Here is an 18510-nt window from a genome sequence, read left to right as displayed (position 1 = left end):
GCGGGCCGTCTGAAAATTTGTCTCAGGCGCAATTCATTGAGGTCTCAGCTGAATTAGCCTTTTCCGGCCCCGGGGTCCCGTAGTGTTTTCCATGTCGAAAGCGAACAACGCAAACGGCAAAGGGAAATCACCCGCACGTCACCCGCACGGAACAAGGAGACACCCATGAGCTTCCACAAGGTCGCCCCGGTCAAGAAGCCCCGCAAGGCCGCTCCCGCCGCCCCCGCCCCCAAGAAGGCGCAGCACAAGCCGGCCAGGCGTCAGGTCCGCCGCCCGGTCGGCAACAAGAGCCAGGATTGATTCCAGGGTTGATTCACAGCCTTCAGGGCTTACGCACAGCAAATACCTGAGCAATTCAATTCGCGGAAAGAGGCATTCCCATGAGCTTCCACAAGATCACCCCCATCAAGAAGAACGAGAAGCCGGCCCCGAAGAAGGCCGCCCCCAAGAAGCACGCGCCGAAGAAGGCCGCGCCGAGGCGCCGCCCGGTCGGCAAGCAGGGCTGACGTCCGCCACGAGGCGGGGCCACCGGACATCTCTCCGGCGGCCCCGCCTCGGCCATGTCCCGGGGGTACCGGGACCACGTCCCAGGGGTTACCGAGAAGGAGAAGTGACATGCGCGAGGTCAAAGAGGCGTTCGCGCGCTTCTGGCCGCTGACGCGCGGCGACCGCAAGTGGCTGGCGCTCATCATCGGGTGCGTGATCGTGTCCGCGCTCGCCGAGACCGCGTCGATCCTGCTCTTCGCCGAGCTCACCGACCACGCCCTGAAGGCCGGTTCGCTCTCCGCCTTCTGGGGTCCCGCCGTGGCCTGGCTGGGCGCCGCCGCCCTCGGCGCGTTCGTCGGCTACCTCGGCAACTCGCTCGCCACCTGGACCGCCGAGCGCTTCGTCCTGCGGCTGCGCGCGAACGTCTTCCGGCACGTCCAGGACCTGCCGCCGGACTTCTTCCAGAAGCACCGCCAGGGCGACCTGGTGGAGCGGCTGACGGGTGACGTGGAGGCCATCGAACAGCTGGTCGTATCGGGGGTGGTCGGCACCTTCTCCGCCGCCTTCTCCGCCGTCTTCTACGCGGCCGCCGCGCTCTGGCTGCGCTGGGACCTGGCCCTCGTCACCTTCCTGCTCGCCCCTCTCTTCCTCGTCACCGCACGCCGCTTCGCCGGCCGTATCAAGGAGTCCGCGCAGGACGAGCGGGCCGCCGACGGCGCGATCACCTCGGTCGTCGAGGAGTCCCTCGGCAACATCGTCCTCACCCAGGCGTACAACCGCCGCGGCGCCGAGGAGAAGCGGCTCGACCGCGAGGCACGTGCCTGGATGCGGGCGTCCGTGCGCGGGGCGCGGGCGAGCGAGATGTACGAGCAGGTCGTCGAGGTCGTCGAGACGCTGTGCGTGCTCGCGGTGATCGGCCTGGGCGCCTGGGAGATCTCCCAGGGCCGTATGACGCTGGGCCAGTTGCTGGCCTTCGCCGCCTTCCTCGGCTATCTCTACCCGCCGATCCGCAACCTCGGTCAGCTCGGCCTGACCCTGACCGCCGCCACCGCGGGCGCGGCCCGCCTCCAGGAGATCCTCGATGCGAAGCCGGCGGTGACCGATCCCGCCGCACCGGTCGCCCCGTGGCCCGTACGCGGCTGGGTCAGCTTCCACGGCGCGTCCTTCCGCTACCCGGGCTCTGGCCGCGAGTCCCTGCACGACGTGACGTTCACGGCGGGCCCCGGCGAACTCGTCCTGGTCACGGGCCCGAGCGGCGCCGGAAAGTCGACGCTGTCGAAGCTGCTGACCCGCTTCTACGATCCGACGGCGGGCGCGATCTGCCTGGACGGCGTCCCGCTGTCGGACGTACCCCTGGAGTTCCTGCGCGAGAACGTGGCCCTGCTGCCCCAGGAGACCCTGATCCTGCACGGCACGATCCGCGAGAACATCGAGTGCGGCCGCCCGGGCGCCACGGACACGGAGATCGAGAGCGCGGCCCGGGACGCGGCGGCGCACGACTTCATCGCCGCCCTGCCCGACGGATACGACACGGAGATCGCCCCCGGCACGGCGGCCCTGTCCGGTGGCCAGCTCCAGCGGATCGCGATCGCCCGCGCGATGCTCCGCCCGGCCCCGGTGCTGGTCCTCGACGAGCCGACGGCAGGCCTCGACGCGCTCGCCGCGCGCCGCGTGGTGCTGCCGCTGCGGCGGCTCATGTCCGGCCGTACGACCATCATGATCACGCACGACCTGAGCCTGGCCCCGGACGCGGACAGCATCCTCGTGGTGGACGGCGGCCGCCTGGTCGAGACGGGCACGCACACGGAACTCATCGCCCGGGGCGGGGCATACGCGAGGCTGGCGGCGCCGCTGCCGGAAACGGTGACGGAGACCGTGTCAGTGGCGGAGACCATGTCCGTGCCCGGCGAGGACACCCTGATGCTCCGCCTCTGAGCGCCGCCCGCCGCCCGCCGCCCGCCGCCTGCCTCCCGCCGCCGAAGACGGCGGGTCAACCACGTAGGTTTACCGGATGGTTGAGGGGACTGAGTCCGCGACGGGGGCCGCGTCGGCGGGGGATCTGGTGGAGGGGCGGCATGCCGCTCCGAAGGCCAGGGCGGGCAAGGGCGGGCTGGCCCGTTCGTCGTTGCTCATGGCGCTGGGCACGGTGGTGTCGCGGGCGACCGGGCTGATCCGGCAGGTGCTGCAAGCCGCGGCGCTGGGCACGGGCCTGCTGGCCAGTACGTACAACACGGCGAACACGGTGCCGACCAGTCTCTACACCCTGCTGATCGGCGGCGCGCTCAACGCCGTGCTCGTGCCGCAGCTGGTGCGGGCCCGCGCGACCCAGCCGGACGGCGGACGGGCCTACGAGCAGCGCCTGGTGACGCTCGTCCTGTGCGTCCTGGGCGTGGGGACGGCGCTGGCGGTGTGGGCCGCCCCGGGCATCGTGGCCCTGTACATGCGGGACACCCCGGACAGCCATGAGGCGTTCGAGCTGACCGTGGTCTTCGCCCGGTTCCTGCTGCCGCAGATCTTCTTCTACGGGGTGTTCAGCATCCTCGGCCAAGTCCTCAACGCCCGCGAGAAGTTCGGCGCGATGATGTGGACGCCGGTGCTGAACAACGTCGTGCTGATAGGCATGTTCGGCGCGTACTTGAGCCTGATGACGGTCCCGGACCGGGTGGAGGACATCACCGGACAGCAGGTGCGCTTCCTCGGAGTGTGCACCACCGCCGGGATCGCGCTCCAGGCCCTCGCGCTGATTCCCTTCGTGCGGGCGGCCGGCTTCCGGTTCCGGCCGCGGTTCGACTGGCGCGGCACGGGTCTCGGCAAGAGCGTCCACGCCGCGAAGTGGACCCTGCTCCTCGTGCTGGCCAACCAGGTCGCCCTGACCGTGGTCACCAACTACGCCAACGCCGTCGACCAGGAACTCCCGAAGGCCGGCGCCGGATACACGGCCTACACGTACGCGCAGACGATCTGGATGCTGCCGCAGTCCATCGTCACCGTCTCCCTGGTGACCGCGCTGCTGCCACGCATGAGCCGGGCCGTCGCGGAGGACCGCCTGCCGGATCTGCGCGCCGATCTCTCCCGGGTGCTGCGGATCAGCGGCGTGGTCATCGTGCCCGCCGGATTCCTCTTCCTCGCGCTGGGCCCGGGGATCGCGACCCTGCTCTTCGCCCACGGCGCGGCGGACGCCGCCTCCGCGCAGCCGCTCGGACACATGCTCCAGGCGTTCGGCCTCGGCCTGATCCCGTTCTCCGCCCAGTACCTCCTGCTGCGCGGCTTCTACGCCTTCGAGGACACCCGGACGCCCTTCTTCATGGCCGTCTGGATCGCCGTGGTGAACATCGCGCTGGCCACCGCCTGCCATCTGCTGCTCCCCGCCCGCTGGGCGGTGACCGGCATGGCGGCCGGGTACACCCTGTCGTACCTGGCCGGACTCCTTCTCACCGCCAGGCTGCTGCGGAAGCGGCTCGGCGGCCGCCGCCTCGACGACGGGGAGCTGCGGCGCACGTACGGAAAATTGCTGTGCGCGTCCGCCGTCGCCGCGGGCGCGGGCTGGGCGGCGGCCCGGGCCACCGCCACCACGACACCGACCGCGCTCGCCCTCGCCGCGGGAGCGGTGACGATGGCCCTGGTCTACGTCGCCCTCGCCCGGCTGTTGAAGGTCAGCGAGCTACGGCTGCCCGGGCGGGGCTAATCGGCTCCGCCGGGACCGTGCCTTCGGTGTCGCCGTCCGTCCTGCGCTTGCCGGTCTGCTACCCGGGGAGGCGTCCGCCTCGGCTGACGGCGATGCGGAGGGTGTCCCCGAGGGACTCGGTCGCCCTGGTGAGCGCGAAGCGCACCGCGCGTTCGCCGGCCTTGGGGTCGGCGAGCACGGCCTTCGCTCCGGCCAGCACCTGCTCGGCGGAGTCCAGTTGGGCCGCCTCCATGTCGTCGGCGAGCAGGGACAGACGGCTGTGGTCACTGGCGGCGCTGAGGTAGCAGGGCCTGCCGTCGGGGGTGGTCCAGGGCAGCAGCCGAAGCTGTTCGGACGTTCCGTCCACGCTGGTCACGCCGGCACCTCCACTCCGTGGATCCGGCGAGGACCGACATCGACGCCGTGTACGGCCGGCCAGAGGGCGTGCCACCGCTGCCGCCGCAGTCTCCGTTCGCGGCGTTCCTCGGAGGTGAGGAGGTACGGGCGTACGAGGGGGGTGTCGAGTTCGATGGGCTGCCGTGCGTCGAGGGGGCGGCGGGGTCGTAACGGCGACGCGGTCGCGGGGGCCAGCAGCCGGTCGCGGCCCCGGCCCTGGAGCGGGACCGCTCGGTGCCGGCCCCGGGCGGGCAGCAGCGCCCGCACCAGTGCCAGCAGTAGCGATTCCCAGAGTCCCGCGTTACGTCCGCGCACGTCGGCTCCCTTGCAGCGTCCTGACGAGCGGTGATTACCGTTCGTGTCTCGATCGTCACTGCTTCGCCGTACGCTGCGGAAGAGGGTCGGTGTTGTCTGGGCGCCAGGCAACGGGGAGGGGTGACGTGGACGAACTTGTTGACGGGGAACGGGAGTCCGGGCGTGCCGCGCTCGGGCGGACGCTGCGGTTGCTGCGGGAGAAGTCCGGCAAGACGCTGGGGCAGTTGGCCGGGGAGACGTCGTACGACAAGAGCTATCTGTACCGCTTGGAGACGGGGGAGCGGCTCTCCAAGCGGGCGGTCATGGAGGACCTGGACAGGTACCACGGGTCCGGTGACCTGCTGGTTCGCTTATGGCGGGACGCGCGCAAGGACGTCATCAAGGACAAGTACAAGGCGTTCATGGAGCTGGAGGCGACAGCGCGGGTCATGTGGAAGTTCCAGCTGCGGGTGCCGGGCCTGTTGCAGACCGAGGACTATGCCCGTGTGGTGTTGTCTGGGTTGTCCAGAGCACAGACAACGGCTGGCAACGGCGAGGAGGTCGAGGAACAGGTGGCCGCGCGCGTGGGACGGCAGGAGATGCTCCACCGCCAACCGGCCCCGAGTGTCCGCGTGATCCTCGACGAGGGGGCACTGCGGCGACGCGTTCCCAAGGAGAAGGTGTGGGCAGACCAGCTGGTACATCTGGTTGACGTAGCCGAACTGGCGTCGGTCACGCTTCAGGTGTTGCCCTTCACGGCAGGCGTGCACGACCTCATGAACAGCGACCTCACGCTGATGTGGCAGCGGGTCGGCGAGCCCGTTGCCTACGTGGAGGGCAATGGCTTTGGTGAGCTGGTCGACGATCCGGACAAGGTCCTGTCCTACCGTTTGTCCTACGATCTCGTCCGGGATGCGGCGTTGACTCCGGCGGAGTCGACGACGTTCATCAAGCGCCTTCTGGAGGAGTGCAGATCATGAACGGAACCCCCGACCTCACCACCGCTGTGTGGCGTAAGTCGTCCTACAGCGACGGGGGAGACTCGAACTGCGTCGAGGTCGCCGACGGCTACCCCGGCCTCGTCCCCGTCCGCGACAGCAAGGCCCCGCAGGGCCCCGCGTTGGTCTTCGGGGCGGAGCCCTGGGCCGCGTTCCTTGCGATGGCCAAGGGTGAAGGCAGGTAAGTAACTACTGGCTTCCGGCGTCGTCCGGATCCAGATCCGGCGGCGGCGTTGCCGCGCCCGGCAGGCGGACCGTCGCCACCGTCCCGCCGTTCTCCGCCCGCCGCAGGGACACCTCGCCGCCCGACTGCTGCACCGTGCGCGCCACGATCGACAGGCCCAGGCCCGAGCCCGGGAGCGCGCGGGCCGACGGGGAGCGCCAGAAGCGGTCGAAGACGTGGGGGAGTTCGTCGGTCTCGATGCCGGGGCCGTGGTCGCGGACGGTCAGGGCGCCCTTGTCGAGCGCGACCTCGATCGTGCCGCCCTCCGGGCTGAACTTCACCGCGTTGTCCAGGATGTTCACGATGGCCCGCTCCAGCGCGCTGGGCTCCGCCCGTACGTACCAGGGCTGGAGGTCCGCCGTGATCGTCAGCTCCGGGCCGCGCAGCCGGGCCCGGCGCAGGGCCGCCTCGACCGTGTCCTGGAGCGAGACCACCTCCACGCGGTCGGCCGGATGACCCGCGTCGGAGCGGGACAGCGTCTGCAAGTCGCCGATCAGCGCCGCCAGTTCCGTCATCTGCGCCTTCACCGACGCCAGGAGGGCCTTGCGGTCGGCCGGGGGAAGCGGGCGTCCCGTCTCCTCGCTGCGGGTGAGGAGTTCGATGTTCGTGCGCAACGACGTCAGGGGCGTACGGAGTTCGTGGCCCGCGTCGGCGATGAGCTGCTGTTGCAGCTCGCGGGAGCTGGCGAGCGCGGACGTCATCGAGTTGAAGGAGCGGGAGAGGCGGGCGACCTCGTCCTCGCTGTCCTCCTCGACCGGGATGCGGACGGAGAGGTCTTCCGTGCGGGCGACATGTTCCACCGTGTCGGTGAGCTTGTCGACGGGGCTGAGGCCGGCGCGGGCCACCGCCAGGCCGGCGGCTCCGGCGCCGACGACTCCGATGCCGGAGACGAGGAGCAGGAGGAGGGCCAGGTCCTTCAGGGTGGACTGGGTGCCCTCCAGGGGGGCGGCCACGACGACGGCGGTGTTGTCTACCGGAGTCGGCACGGGGACCGGACCGTCGGTGACGATGAGCGGCATGATCAGCACCCGCACGGGGTTGCCTTCGCTGTCGGTTCCAGTTCGGGGCGCGCCGCCGGCCCAGCTCGGGTTCTTGACCATGGCCATGTCGCTGCTGGTGACCTTCACCGTGCCCGCGGAGCCGTCGAAGGCGCAGACGGTGCCGTCTGCCTTGACCACCTGGGTGTAGTACTCGGAACGTCCGTGGAGGCTTTCGTCGCTGCTCTTCGGATCCCGGCCGCAGTTGTAGCCGGCGCGCTTGACCGATCCGTACGACACGGGTCCCTTCTGCGCCTTGAGGTTGGTGTCGATCTCGTCGTACAGCTTCCCCTGCACGATGAACCAGCAGGTGACCGAGACCGCCGCCACTCCGAACGCCACCGCCGCCGCCACCAGCAGCGCCAGCCGGGAGCGGATCGGCAGGGTTCTGAAACGGCGTACCGCTCTGTTCATTCCGCGCCGCCCGACCGCAGCACATACCCCACGCCCCGTACCGTGTGGACGAGGCGCGGCTCACCGCCCGCCTCCGTCTTGCGGCGCAGGTACATGACGTACACGTCCAGGGAGTTGGAGGACGGCTCGAAGTCGAAGCCCCAGACCGCCTTCAGGATCTGCTCCCGGGTGAGGACCTGGCGGGGGTGCGCCAGGAACATCTCCAGGAGCGTGAACTCCGTACGGATCAGCTCCACCGACCGGCCGCCGCGCGTGACCTCGCGCGTCGCCAGGTCCATCCGCAGATCGCCGAACGTCAGCGCGTCGTCCTCCGGCACGCCCACCGCCGTCGCCGCGTACGAGCTGCGGCGCAGCAGGGCGCGGATACGGGCGAAGAGCTCGTCCAGCTCGAAGGGCTTGACCAGGTAGTCGTCCGCGCCGGCGTCCAGGCCGGTGACGCGGTCGCCCACCGTGTCGCGGGCCGTCAGCATCAGGATCGGGGTCGTCGTGCCCGCGCCGCGGATACGGCGGGCGGCGGTGAGGCCGTCCATCCGGGGCATCTGGATGTCGAGGACGACCAGGTCGGGCTGGTATGCCGTCGCCTTCTCCAGAGCGTCCGCGCCGTCGACGGCCACCTCGGTGTCGTACCCCTCGAAGGCGAGGCTGCGCTGGAGTGCTTCGCGCACCGCGGGCTCGTCGTCGACGATCAGGATGCGCTGGGGTTCACGGTCGCCTTCGGCGGGGCTCATGGGCGTGGGTTCCTATGGGTGCGGTGGGACGGTTCTGGACGCATTCAGCCTCGCACGATTCCGGTCCGGGGCGGAAAGCATCGGTCGGGGGTCGGCCGGGGATCAGCGGGAGGTCGGTCGGGGGTCTGCCGGGGGCCGGTCGAAGGATCAGCTGGGATCGGTCGGGGGCCGGTCGAAGGATCAGCTGGGATCGGTCGGGGCCGGCCAGGGGGTCGGCCCCGGATCGGTCGAGCTGCCAGCCCGGGACCGGTCGGGAGTGGGCCAGTGGGACCGGCCGGGAGTCGGCCAGTGGGGTCGGCCGGGGGATCAGCCGGCGCCGGCCGTGCGGTCGGCCGAGCGTACGGCCGAGGAAGGCCCCGCCGGGAGCGGCCGTCGTCCGCTCCGGCTCACACGCACACCCCGCCGAGGTGGCTCAGGACCACCTTGCGGCGGTGCCTGCGCGTGGCGGGCATACGGAGGCCCATCAGCTGCGGCGGGACCGCCACCTCGGGCGCCCGTGGGGCCGGTGCGTGCAGTTCGAGGGCGACCGCGAGGGCGCGAGCGACTTCGGCCGGGTCAGTGTCGGCCACCGTGTGCGAAAGGTTCTTGATCATGGCGTACTCCTTACTCGACTTTAATCGTTTGAATCGACTTGTCGACACCCATCGCGGCGGGTGCTCAGCCGGTGGAACCGGAACGCAGGGTTTCCAGGTCGGCCTTGACGGTGTTGATCGGGATGGCGAAGCCGAGGCCGACGCTGCCCGCGCTCGAGGAGCTGGACGAGGAGTCCGAAGCGGCCGAGTACATCGCCGAGTTGATGCCGATGATGTTGCCGTTCATGTCGATGAGCGCACCGCCGGAGTTGCCGGGGTTGAGGGAGGCGTCCGTCTGGAGCGCCTTGTACGTCGTGGTCGACGAGCCGGTGTCGCCGTTGAACTGCTGGCCGCCGAAGGAGAACGGCCACTCGCCGTTGCCGCCGCCGCCCTGCTGTTGCTGCTGGCCCTGGCTCTCGTCCGTCGAGACGGTCACGTCACGGTCCAGAGCCGACACGATGCCGCTGGTGACGGTGCCGGTCAGGCCCTCGGGGGAGCCGATCGCGACGACGTCGTCGCCGACCTGGACGCCGTCGGAGTTGCCGAGCGTGGCGGCCTTCAGACCGGACGGCGCGCTCTCCAGCTTGATGAGCGCGAGGTCCTTCTTGCTGTCGGTGCCGACGACCTTCGCGGTGTACGACTTGCCGTTGTTCAGTTGCACCTTGATCTCGGAGGCACCCGAGATGACGTGGTTGTTGGTGATGATCTCGCCACTGGACGTGATGATCACACCCGCGCCGGTCGACGAACCGGCGTTCGAGGCGGCGCTGATCTCGACGATGCTCGGGCTGACCGCCTGGGCGACACCGGCGACGGTGCCCTTCTTGGCGGTGGGCACCACGTTCGTGCTGGTGCTGCTCGACGCGGTGTCGTTGCCGGTCAGCTCCTGGATGCCGTACGCGGTGCCGCCGCCGATGGCGGCCGCGACTATCGCGACGGCGGCCAGCAGGGCCAGCGGACCTCTGGCGCGCTTCTTCGGAGCGGCACCGGCGCCCTCGGGGGACGTGGTGAAGAGAGCCGTATCGCCGCCGTGGCCGCCGCCGTAGCCGCCGTCACCGGTCGCCGCGAAGGTGTGGTCCGCGGCCTGGCCCGCGACGTGGCCATGGGCCTGAGCCTGTGCCGGGGACGGCCAGACCGTCGTGCCCGGCTCGACGGCGACCGGCGTGACCGGCTCGTAGGCCGGCGGGGGCGGCCACTCGGGGTTCACGGGAGAAGAAGAGTGCTGCTGCTGGGGGTACGCAGGCTGCTGGTGGTCGCCCTCGGGGTACTCGCCGCTGCGGCGGAAGCTCTCGGTCATGAAAGAAGGTTCCCCCGCGATCATGAGAGGCACCTGAGTCCCCGCTGAGAAGCCCGACAGAACCTCGTATGCCCGATATAAAGGCGCCCGGGGGGACGGCACAAAGGCGCCCGGGAGGAGGTCCAGGCCCGCTCAGGCCCGGGAACCAGGCCCGCTCAGGCCCGGGAAACGGGGCCCGCTCAGGCCCGGGAATCAGGCCCGCTCAGCCCCGGGAAACAGCGGGTTGCCGCACGGTGATGACACGGAACGCGCCGGACGAACACTTGTCTGACTCCTGTGCGACCCGTGTGTGCGGTGACACGTGAGGCCTACGATCGCCGGGCCGGAGGGGGGCTCCGCGGGTTCGTCCGATCTGCGTTCAGTGGGCAGGTTCGGACCGGTGCGTCGTACGCCCTTCTCGGGCCCCTACGACACCCACCCCAGGAGCCCTGAGTGATACCTGCCCTGCGTGGCCGACTGAGACCGAGACGCCTCGTCACGGCGTTTCCCGCGGCCGCTCTCGCGCTGGCGCTGAGCTGCGCCGGCGTCCTCGCGTCCCAGCCCGCCACCGCCGCCGACGGACCCGGCGGACTGCCGGACCCCGGTGTCGCCGCCCAGCAGCGGGCGACCCCGCGGCCCACCGCCTCCACCAAGGAACTGCGCGACCGCGTCATCGCGGCGGCCGAGGACCAGGCGACCCAGGCCGAGACGCCGAAGAACACGCCGTTCATCATCGGCGGCAGCGAGACGACCATCGCCGGCGCGCCGTGGATGGTCCAGCTCGCCTACTACGACGACGCCACCGGTGACGGCTACTTCTGCGGCGGCACCCTGGTCGCCCCGAACAAGGTCCTCACCGCCGCCCACTGCGTCGCGGGCCTCGACTGGGTCAAGAACGGCGCCGTCCTGGCCGGCACCACCGATCTGTACGACGACACCAACGGCACCGTCGCCGGTGTCTGGCGCCAGTGGAACCACCCGAACTACAACCCGGTGACCATCAAGAACGACATCGCGGTGCTCACCCTCGACCGGCCGCTGGAGCAGAAGTGGATGCGGCTGGCGGCCGCGGGCGACACCCCCTGGTACACCCCGGGCCAGACCGCCACGGTCTACGGCTGGGGTCTGACCGAGGGCGCCGGCACCGAGCTGTCGTCGAAGCTGCGCAAGGCCGACCTGCCGATCGTCGACGACACGACCTGCAACTCCGCGATGCAGTCGGTCCTGGGCGAGGACGACTTCGTCGAGGGCTCGATGTTCTGCGCGGGCACCCCGGCCGGCGGCACCGACGCGACCACCAAGAGCCCCTGCAACGGGGACTCCGGCGGGCCCGTGATCTACGGCAACAAGATCATCGGCATTGTCTCGTGGGGCGTCGCCGGCTGCACGGGCAAGGGCGCCTACCCGGTGTTCACCAAGGTGTCCTCGTACACCTGGGCGGCCCAGCCGCGCATCGACGACACCGACCTGTCCTACGACGGCCGCGCCGACCTGCTGGCCCGTACGCCCTCCGGCGGTCTGTTCGAGCAGGACAGCAAGGGCACCTCGCTGGCCCAGCGCGCCTACCAGGGCAACGGCTGGCAGAGCGCGAGCTGGGTCCTCCAGGCCGACCTGGACCGGGACTTCTTCCAGGACCTGATCGTCCGCGACAAGACGGACGGCAAGCTGTACCGCAGCTACATGGACCACACCAGCGGCGAGTTCACCTGGATGCAGATCAGCTCGGTCTGGGGCGGCTACAAGTCGTACGCCGTCCCCGGCGACCTGACCGGTGACGCCCGCCCCGACCTGGTCGCGGTGGACGCGGACGGCTCGGTCTACCTGTACCCCGGCAAGGGCAACGGCCAGTTCTACGGCCGGGTCAAGGTCGTCGACAAGGCCTGGAAGAACGTGAAGATCTTCGGCCACGGCGATCTGTCCGGCGACGGCCGCGCCGACCTGCTGGTCCGTTCCACGGACGGCACACTGTGGCTCTACAAGGGCACCCAGCAGGAGAAGGCGCCCTGGTCGAGCCGGATCAAGGCGCGCACGGGCTGGAACTTCACCTCGTACGTCGCCAACGGTGACGTGACCGGCGACGGCATCGCCGACGTGATCACCCGCGACTCGGGCGGCAAGCTGTGGCTGTACCCGGGCACGAACAAGGCGTCCAGCAGCCTCTTCGGCTCAAGGATCGCCCTGGGCAGCGGCTTCAACCAGTACAACCTGCTGTTCTAGAAAACGCCGGTTCCTCGCGCCCCCGTCAGGGGCGCGGGGAACTGCGCGACCAGCCCCCACCGCCCCGCAGTGTCCACCTGGGGCCGAGCCCCGTCGGGGGCGCGGGGAACCGCGCGACCAGCCCCCACCGCCCCGCAGCATTCACCCGGGGCCGAGCCCCGTCAGGGGCGCGGGGAACTGCGCGACCAGCCCCCACCGCCCCGCACCGCTCACGAACCCGGCGCTCAAAAACCCGCACCCCTCAAGAACCCGGAGCTCAAGAACCCGGCGTCTCCTGCGGAGCACACCCGCATGACCGCCGCACCACCAGCCGCGACGGAAACAGCTTCAGCCGCTCACGGCGCGAGCCCGCGACCCGCAGACCGTCGTCGAGGACGAGGTCGACCGCAGCGCGGGCCATCGCCGAGCGGTCGGAGGCGATCGTCGTCAGCGGCGGATCGGTGAGTGCCGCTTCCTTGACGTCGTCGAAGCCGGCCACCGCCAGCTCCCCCGGCACATCGATGCGCAGCTCGCGCGCCGCCCGCAGCACGCCGATCGCCTGGTCGTCGGTGGAGCAGAAGATCGCGGGCGGCCGGTTCGGCCCGGCCAGCAGCTCCAGGCCCACCTGGTAGGCGTCGTAGCGGTTGTAGGGCGCCTCGAAGAGCTTGCCCTCGGTGGGGATCCCGGCCTCCTGCATCGCGCGCCGCCAGCCCTCGACGTGGTCGGAGACCGGGTCGCCGACGGACGGGGTCTCCGCGGTGCCGCCGAGGCAGGCGACGTACGCGTAGCCGTGCTCGAGGAGGTGGCGGGTGGCGAGCTGGGCGCCGCCGATGTCGTCCGTGACGACCGCGACGTCGTCGATCAGCTCGGGCCGCTCGTGCAGCAGGACGACCCGGGCGTCCCAGGCCTCGATCTCGGCGGCGGCCTGGTTGTTGAGCGCGTGACTGACCAGGATCAGTCCGGAGACCCGCATGCCGAGGAACGCCCGCAGATAGTGGACCTCGCGCTCGGCCACATAGTCGGAGTTGCCGACCAGCACCATTTTTCCGCGCTCGGCGGCAGCCTGCTCGACCGCGTGCGCCATCTCCCCGAAGAAGGGCTGGCGCGCGTCGGGCACGATCATGCCTATGAGGTCCGTGCGCCGCGAGGCCATGGCCTGGGCAACCCGGTCGGGCCGGTACCCCAGTTCCTTGATCGCTGCGAGAACGCGCTCGCGCGTGGCCGGGGCAACCGGCCTGGGTCCGTTGTTGATGACATAGCTGACGACGGCGGTGGAGGTACCCGCCAGTCGTGCCACATCATCCCGAGTCACCTTGGCCACGCGCGGAGTCTACGCGGATGGAACGCCCCTGGGCAGGGCGTATCCATCTTCGTAACCGTCTGGCTATGCCTCGGCTGTGACCTCGGAAGCCACCACGTGTGCCGTCTCGTCCGCATCCTCCGGCTTTGCCGGGATCGCCGCCGGCCCGGACGTGCCGCCGGCCTTGGCCTTCGCCTCGTCGCTGCCGCCGCCACGCTCGCCCTTTTCCGGCGTGACGAACCGGTAGCCGACGTTCCGCACGGTTCCGATCAGCGACTCGTGCTCCGGACCGAGCTTCGCGCGCAGCCGTCGTACGTGGACGTCGACCGTGCGCGTGCCGCCGAAGTAGTCGTAGCCCCAGACTTCCTGGAGCAGCTGGGCGCGGGTGAAGACCCGGCCCGGGTGCTGCGCGAGGTACTTCAGGAGCTCGAACTCCTTGAAGGTCAGGTCGAGGACCCGGCCCTTGAGCTTGGCGCTGTACGTCGCCTCGTCCACCGAGAGATCGCCGTTGCGGATCTCCATGGGGGAGTCGTCGTTGACGATCTGCTGGCGGCCCATGGCGAGCCGCAGTCGCGCCTCGACCTCCGCCGGACCGGCGGTGTCCAGGAGTACGTCGTCGATGCCCCAGTCGGCGGTGACGGCCGCGAGACCGCCCTCCGTCACGACGAGGATCAGCGGGCAGCCGGGTCCCGTGGAGCGGAGCAGCTGACACAGGCTGCGCACCTGGGGGAGATCGCGGCGGCCGTCGATCAGGATGACGTCGGCACCGGGAGTGTCGACGAGGGCGGGGCCTTCCGCCGGAGCCACTCGCACGTTGTGCAGGAGCAGGCCGAGAGCGGGAAGCACCTCCGTCGACGGCTGAAGGGCATTGGTCAGGAGCAGCAGAGAACTCATCGCGCTCCACCCCCGAGGTCTCGGTTTCGCTCGAGCAGGGGGGACCCCCATGCCAGGGTCGTCTTGCGGTCGTGCACGGTTCGCTCGCCCATAACGTCTGGTTCCTCCTCGGTCCCTGCGAGGACGTTTGCGGCACTGCTCTGTACGTGCGTCTCCCGCGCCCCTGGGAGCCGCTATGCGTTCTTAGGAGCCGTACACCTGCGGTTTCCCGCTTCGTATACAACGCTTCAGAAAGCACAAAAGGACCCGGGGGCTACGCTGCCCGAGTCCTCTTCCCAGCAGAATAGCCCACATGAGCACTGGTCCGGCAGGTCATACGGCGCGTTCCAGCGATCGTCCGCACTCTGAGACGGCACGTCGTACCCGTTTGCGGAGGTTTCTGCGCACGGTCGACGGAGTGACGATCGATGCCGTATACGAACCGGGGAACGTCGTATACGACGGTGGAACGCCGCCTTCCACGGCCTCCCGTGACGCCGCCCCCGCCGCCGGGCGTCCGGCGATCGTGGTCGCGCACGGCTTCACCGGGGACCTGGAACGGCCCCACGTACGGCGCGCCGCGAGCGCCTTCGCGCAGTACGGGGCCGTGGTCACCTTCTCCTTCCGGGGCCACGGCGCCTCCGGCGGGCGCTCCACGGTCGGCGACCGCGAGGTCCTCGATCTGGCGGCGGCGGTGGCGTGGGCACGTGAGCTCGGGCACACCCGCGTGGTCACCGTCGGCTTCTCGATGGGCGGCTCCGTGGTGCTGCGGCACGCGGCGCTGTACGGACCGGAGCACGAGGGGCGCACGCAGGCGCGTACGGACGCGGTGGTTTCGGTGAGTGCGCCGGCCCGCTGGTACTACCGGGGCACGGCGCCCATGCGGCGGCTGCACTGGCTGGTGACCCGGCCGGTGGGGCGGGCGGTGGGCCGCGTCGGCCTGCGCACGCGCATCCACCACCGCGACTGGGACCCGGTGCCGCTCTCCCCGGTCGAGTCGGTCCCGCGGATCGCCCCCACCCCGCTCCTCATCGTGCACGGCGACCGGGACGGCTACTTCCCCGTGGACCACCCGCGGATGCTGGCCGCCGCCGCTCAGGACCACGCCGAGCTGTGGCTGGAGCCCGGTATGGGCCACGCCGAGCACGCGGCGGACGACGCACTCCTGTCCCGCATCGGCGCATGGGCCGCCGCGCACGCCAGCTAGCCTGACCGTGTTCACAAGAACCACTGATTTTCGCAGCAATCGCTGAATCCACTGTTCGCAGCAACCGCTGAGTCCACTGATTGAGGAACGAGATGCCACAGGGCACGGTGCGTTACTGGGCCGCCGCCAAGGCCGCGGCCGGGGTCGCCGAGGAGCCGTACGAGGCGGCCACGCTCGCCGAGGCGCTCGACGCCGCCCGCGAGCGACACCCCGGCGAATTCGTCCGCGTCCTGCGGCGATGCTCGTTCCTCATCGACGGTGACCCGGTGGGCACCCGCGGACATGAGACGGTACGGCTGGCCGAGGGCGGCACGGTCGAGGTGCTCCCGCCGTTCGCAGGAGGGTGACGGGACCTATGAGCAACCAGCCGTATGAGGGGTCGTACGACGGGCCTTACGACGGGCCGTACGAGGGGTACGACCCGCATCAGCACCAGCAGCCCTACGCGCAGCAGCAACAACAACAGCAGCAGCATCAGCAACCGCAGCATCAGCAACCGCAGGCGTGGCCCGGGCAGCAGGCGTACGACGACGCCGCTCAGCAGCAGCAGTACACCCAGCAGTGGCAGGGGCAGACCTGGGAGACGCAGACGCAGAAGCCGGTCTCCGCGGCGGACACCACGTATCTGCCGCAGCAGCAGTACGGGATCGCCGGGCAGCCGCTGCCCCATGAGGCCCCGGCGTACGACCCGTCCGCCCACGCTGCCCATGCCGCACCCGCCGCCCCCGTCGCCCGGAGCACCCCGCAGGCGCCCGCCGAGGGATCCGGCTACGGCCCGGCCACCACCACCGGCAACGCCCGCATCACCGACGCCCAGCGGGCCCGTCTCGAGGGGCGGTCGCCGATCATCGAGCCGGGGATGCAGCCCGCCGCGCTCACCGCGGTGCTCGGGGCCCTGCTGTCCGTGTCGGCCACGATCGGCGAGTACGCCCTCGTCGTCCCCCTGGTGATCCTCCAGGCGGTGACGGCCGCGGGCTGGTTCCGGCTGAACGGCATGTGGCCCGCCCGGCAGGGCATCGCGCTGGCGTTCGCCGGCGCGCTCACCGCCGACGTGGCGCTGCTGGCGGCCGGCCGGGAGAACGCGCCCGCCGCGATCCTCGGCACCCTCGGCGTCTGGGTGCTGCTGACCCTCGTACTCCAGCTGCGCAGCCACGCCGACCCCGACGAGCGGATGTACGGCCTGATGGCGACCGTCACCTCGGCGGCGCTGGCGATCGTGGCGACCGGCCACCTCGCGGCGACGCCGGACGCCGTCACCGTGGGCGCCGCGGCGGTCGCGGTGGCGATCCTGGCGCGTGCGCTGCCCCTGCCGACGGCGGCCTCCGTGGTGGTGGCGCTGCTCGCCGCCGCGGGCGCGGGCGTCGCGGTCGGTGGCGTCACCGACCTGGGCACCCAGGGGGCCTTCCTCGGTCTGGGCGCGGGTGTCTGCGCGCTGATCGGCCACCGGGTCGCCTCCTACGACTACCCGTCCCGCTTCGTCCACATGACGGCGGGCGTGGCCCTTCCGCTGGCGGCCGCGGCTCCGGCGGTCTACCTGCTGGGGCGGGCGCTGGGCTGAGCGCGGGCGCCCCAGCCGGACGCCGGGCTGAGGCGCCGGGCTGAGGCGCCGGGCCGGTGTGCTGGGCCGAGGGGGCGGGCCGTGCCCCAGGCCCGCCCTGTCACAAGTGATCGACAACTCTCCGTATAGCTCCGGCCAGACCTCCGACAGGGTTACGCTCGCGTTTGACGGCCACTCAGGTCGTGTGAGGACGACTTGGTACGACGGCTGAGGCGGGGGACCACCTAGCATGCGAGCACTGCGAATACTCTTGATCATCGCCGTGATCCTGGGCGGTCTGTTCGTCATCGCGGACCGGGTCGCGGTCGGCTTCGCCGAGGATCAGGCGGCCGAGAAGATCAAGACCACCGAGGGCCTGTCCAGCACGCCCGACGTGTCCATCAAGGGCTTCCCCTTCCTCACCCAGGTCGCCGGCGGAGAGCTCGACGACGTCGAACTCGGCATCGAGAACTACGAGGCGGACACGGGCTCCGCCACGAGCGGCACCGGCAAGATCCGCATCGACGACCTGAACGCCGAGATGCACGGTGTGGTCTTCTCCGGCGACTACAGCTCCGCCACCGCCGACAGCGCCACCGGCACGGCGACCATCGCGTACAGCGAGCTGCTCAAGGCCGCGAAGTCCGAGCCGACCAGGGTCGGCCCCGCGCTCACCGCCCGGGTCGTCGGCCTCTCCGACGGCGGCAACGGCAAGATCAAGGTCGAGGTCGAGGCCACCGTCCTCGGCGCCAAGGTGCCGCGCCCCGTCTCCGTGCTGAGCACGGTCACCGTCGAGGGCGACACGGTCAAGGTGCACGCCGACTCCCTGCCCAAGCTGGGTGTCGAGCTGGCCGAGACCGAGATCCGCTCGATCACCGACTTCCAGCAGAAGATCGACGAACTTCCCGGCGGCATCAAGCTCGACAAGGTCGAGGCGGCCAAGGACGGCGTGGAGATCTCGGTGAAGGGTTCGAACGTCAAGCTCGTCGGGTAGGACGTCCCGGGCCCCTCGGGCATCCGCCGGGCCCCCTCGAACGGACAAGTGTCCGAAAGGCGAGACGGCCCCGTCCGCACAGCAGATGCGATGACGCGAACCGAGGCCCGGGAACCGGGCGGACACCGCCCCGGCCCCCTTGGCGTCCCACATCCCGGACGATCGCATCTCATCATGCGACACGCCGGTGACATGCCCGCCTGTCCGTCCCTACGATCGACTCTATGAAGCGACAGGCGGACCTCACGAAGCGGCGGGCAGTAGACCTGTGCCGCGTCGCCGCCATGCTCTGTCGCTCCTTCTGAGCGGAAGCGC

At 70.6% G+C, this 18510-nt stretch carries 19 protein-coding genes; 11 read left to right on the top strand and 8 right to left on the bottom strand.

All coding sequences use genetic code 11. The features are described 5' to 3' along the window. Positions 1-165 precede the first annotated feature (165 nt). The 4 genes from GTY58_RS41375 to murJ all read left to right on the top strand — a co-directional run bounded on the left by GTY58_RS41375 (position 166) and on the right by murJ (position 4171). Positions 166-300: a hypothetical protein gene (locus GTY58_RS41375; protein WP_010985484.1), complete on the top strand. Its 135-nt coding sequence runs from the start codon at positions 166-168 to the stop codon at positions 298-300. A gap of 80 nt (positions 301-380) precedes the next feature. Beyond that, the gene (locus GTY58_RS41370; protein WP_255253748.1) at positions 381-506 is read left to right on the top strand and encodes a hypothetical protein; all 126 of its coding nucleotides are present in this window, start codon (positions 381-383) and stop codon (positions 504-506) included. Between the two features lie 109 nt (positions 507-615). Beyond that, a complete protein-coding gene (locus tag GTY58_RS21150; protein WP_010985482.1) occupies positions 616-2421 on the top strand; it encodes an ABC transporter ATP-binding protein in 1806 nt (601 codons plus the stop codon). 76 nt (positions 2422-2497) lie between these two features. After that, entirely contained in the window at positions 2498-4171 is a 1674-nt protein-coding gene (gene murJ, locus GTY58_RS21145) for a murein biosynthesis integral membrane protein MurJ (protein ID WP_010985481.1), read from the top strand. A gap of 58 nt (positions 4172-4229) precedes the next feature. On the opposite strand, the gene GTY58_RS21140 is transcribed toward murJ, so the two are convergent. Next, positions 4230-4517, bottom strand: coding sequence for a hypothetical protein (locus GTY58_RS21140; protein WP_037650855.1), 288 nt, complete (start codon positions 4515-4517; stop codon positions 4230-4232). 5 nt (positions 4518-4522) lie between these two features. Then, the gene (locus GTY58_RS39730) at positions 4523-4861 is read right to left on the bottom strand and encodes a hypothetical protein (RefSeq protein ID WP_037650778.1); all 339 of its coding nucleotides are present in this window, start codon (positions 4859-4861) and stop codon (positions 4523-4525) included. Between the two features lie 125 nt (positions 4862-4986). Here GTY58_RS39730 and GTY58_RS21135 point away from each other — a divergent pair, with 125 nt between their 5' ends. Both GTY58_RS21135 and GTY58_RS21130 read left to right on the top strand, forming a co-directional pair. After that, positions 4987-5820, top strand: coding sequence for a helix-turn-helix transcriptional regulator (locus GTY58_RS21135; RefSeq protein WP_010985479.1), 834 nt, complete (start codon positions 4987-4989; stop codon positions 5818-5820). Further along, positions 5817-6023, top strand: a complete 207-nt coding sequence (locus GTY58_RS21130) for a DUF397 domain-containing protein (RefSeq protein ID WP_037650781.1) — start codon at positions 5817-5819, stop codon at positions 6021-6023. Before GTY58_RS21135 ends, GTY58_RS21130 begins: the two co-directional genes overlap by 4 nt. Positions 6024-6027: 4 nt before the next feature. On the opposite strand, the gene GTY58_RS21125 is transcribed toward GTY58_RS21130, so the two are convergent. From GTY58_RS21125 to GTY58_RS21110, 4 genes are all read right to left on the bottom strand, one after another. Beyond that, on the bottom strand, positions 6028-7512 hold the full coding sequence (locus GTY58_RS21125) for a HAMP domain-containing sensor histidine kinase (RefSeq protein ID WP_010985477.1): 1485 nt from the start codon (positions 7510-7512) through the stop codon (positions 6028-6030). Further along, the gene (locus tag GTY58_RS21120; RefSeq protein ID WP_010985476.1) at positions 7509-8240 is read right to left on the bottom strand and encodes a response regulator transcription factor; all 732 of its coding nucleotides are present in this window, start codon (positions 8238-8240) and stop codon (positions 7509-7511) included. The genes GTY58_RS21125 and GTY58_RS21120 overlap by 4 nt, the downstream gene beginning before the upstream one ends. Before the next feature lie 386 nt (positions 8241-8626). Beyond that, complete coding sequence (locus GTY58_RS21115; protein ID WP_037650784.1) at positions 8627-8833, bottom strand: hypothetical protein; 207 nt, start codon at positions 8831-8833, stop codon at positions 8627-8629. 64 nt (positions 8834-8897) lie between these two features. Continuing rightward, on the bottom strand, positions 8898-10109 hold the full coding sequence (locus GTY58_RS21110; RefSeq protein ID WP_037650787.1) for a trypsin-like peptidase domain-containing protein: 1212 nt from the start codon (positions 10107-10109) through the stop codon (positions 8898-8900). Between the two features lie 432 nt (positions 10110-10541). On the opposite strand from GTY58_RS21110, the gene GTY58_RS21105 reads away from it, so the two are divergent. Continuing rightward, positions 10542-12305, top strand: coding sequence for a trypsin-like serine protease (locus tag GTY58_RS21105; protein WP_010985473.1), 1764 nt, complete (start codon positions 10542-10544; stop codon positions 12303-12305). A gap of 256 nt (positions 12306-12561) precedes the next feature. On the opposite strand, the gene GTY58_RS21100 is transcribed toward GTY58_RS21105, so the two are convergent. Together GTY58_RS21100 and GTY58_RS21095 are read right to left on the bottom strand one after the other, a co-directional pair. Further along, positions 12562-13605, bottom strand: a complete 1044-nt coding sequence (locus tag GTY58_RS21100) for a LacI family DNA-binding transcriptional regulator (protein WP_010985472.1) — start codon at positions 13603-13605, stop codon at positions 12562-12564. Between the two features lie 63 nt (positions 13606-13668). Next, entirely contained in the window at positions 13669-14478 is an 810-nt protein-coding gene (locus GTY58_RS21095) for a response regulator transcription factor (protein WP_010985471.1), read from the bottom strand. Between the two features lie 292 nt (positions 14479-14770). Here GTY58_RS21095 and GTY58_RS21090 point away from each other — a divergent pair, with 292 nt between their 5' ends. From GTY58_RS21090 to GTY58_RS21075, 4 genes are all read left to right on the top strand, one after another. Continuing rightward, positions 14771-15664: an alpha/beta fold hydrolase gene (locus GTY58_RS21090; protein WP_010985470.1), complete on the top strand. Its 894-nt coding sequence runs from the start codon at positions 14771-14773 to the stop codon at positions 15662-15664. A 92-nt stretch (positions 15665-15756) separates the two neighbouring features. Further along, entirely contained in the window at positions 15757-16011 is a 255-nt protein-coding gene (locus GTY58_RS21085; RefSeq protein ID WP_010985469.1) for a MoaD/ThiS family protein, read from the top strand. An 8-nt stretch (positions 16012-16019) separates the two neighbouring features. Next, the gene (locus tag GTY58_RS21080) at positions 16020-17222 is read left to right on the top strand and encodes a hypothetical protein (protein WP_037650793.1); all 1203 of its coding nucleotides are present in this window, start codon (positions 16020-16022) and stop codon (positions 17220-17222) included. Between the two features lie 229 nt (positions 17223-17451). Continuing rightward, positions 17452-18195, top strand: a complete 744-nt coding sequence (locus GTY58_RS21075) for a DUF2993 domain-containing protein (RefSeq protein WP_010985467.1) — start codon at positions 17452-17454, stop codon at positions 18193-18195. The last annotated feature ends 315 nt before the right edge of the window (positions 18196-18510 follow it).

Origin of the sequence: Streptomyces sp. SID5469 (assembly GCF_009862865.1) — a bacterium.
In the GTDB taxonomy this organism is placed as follows: domain Bacteria; phylum Actinomycetota; class Actinomycetes; order Streptomycetales; family Streptomycetaceae; genus Streptomyces; species Streptomyces avermitilis.
The sequence above is the reverse complement of the archived record's forward strand: the minus strand, read 5'-3'. Positions and strand labels throughout refer to the sequence as shown.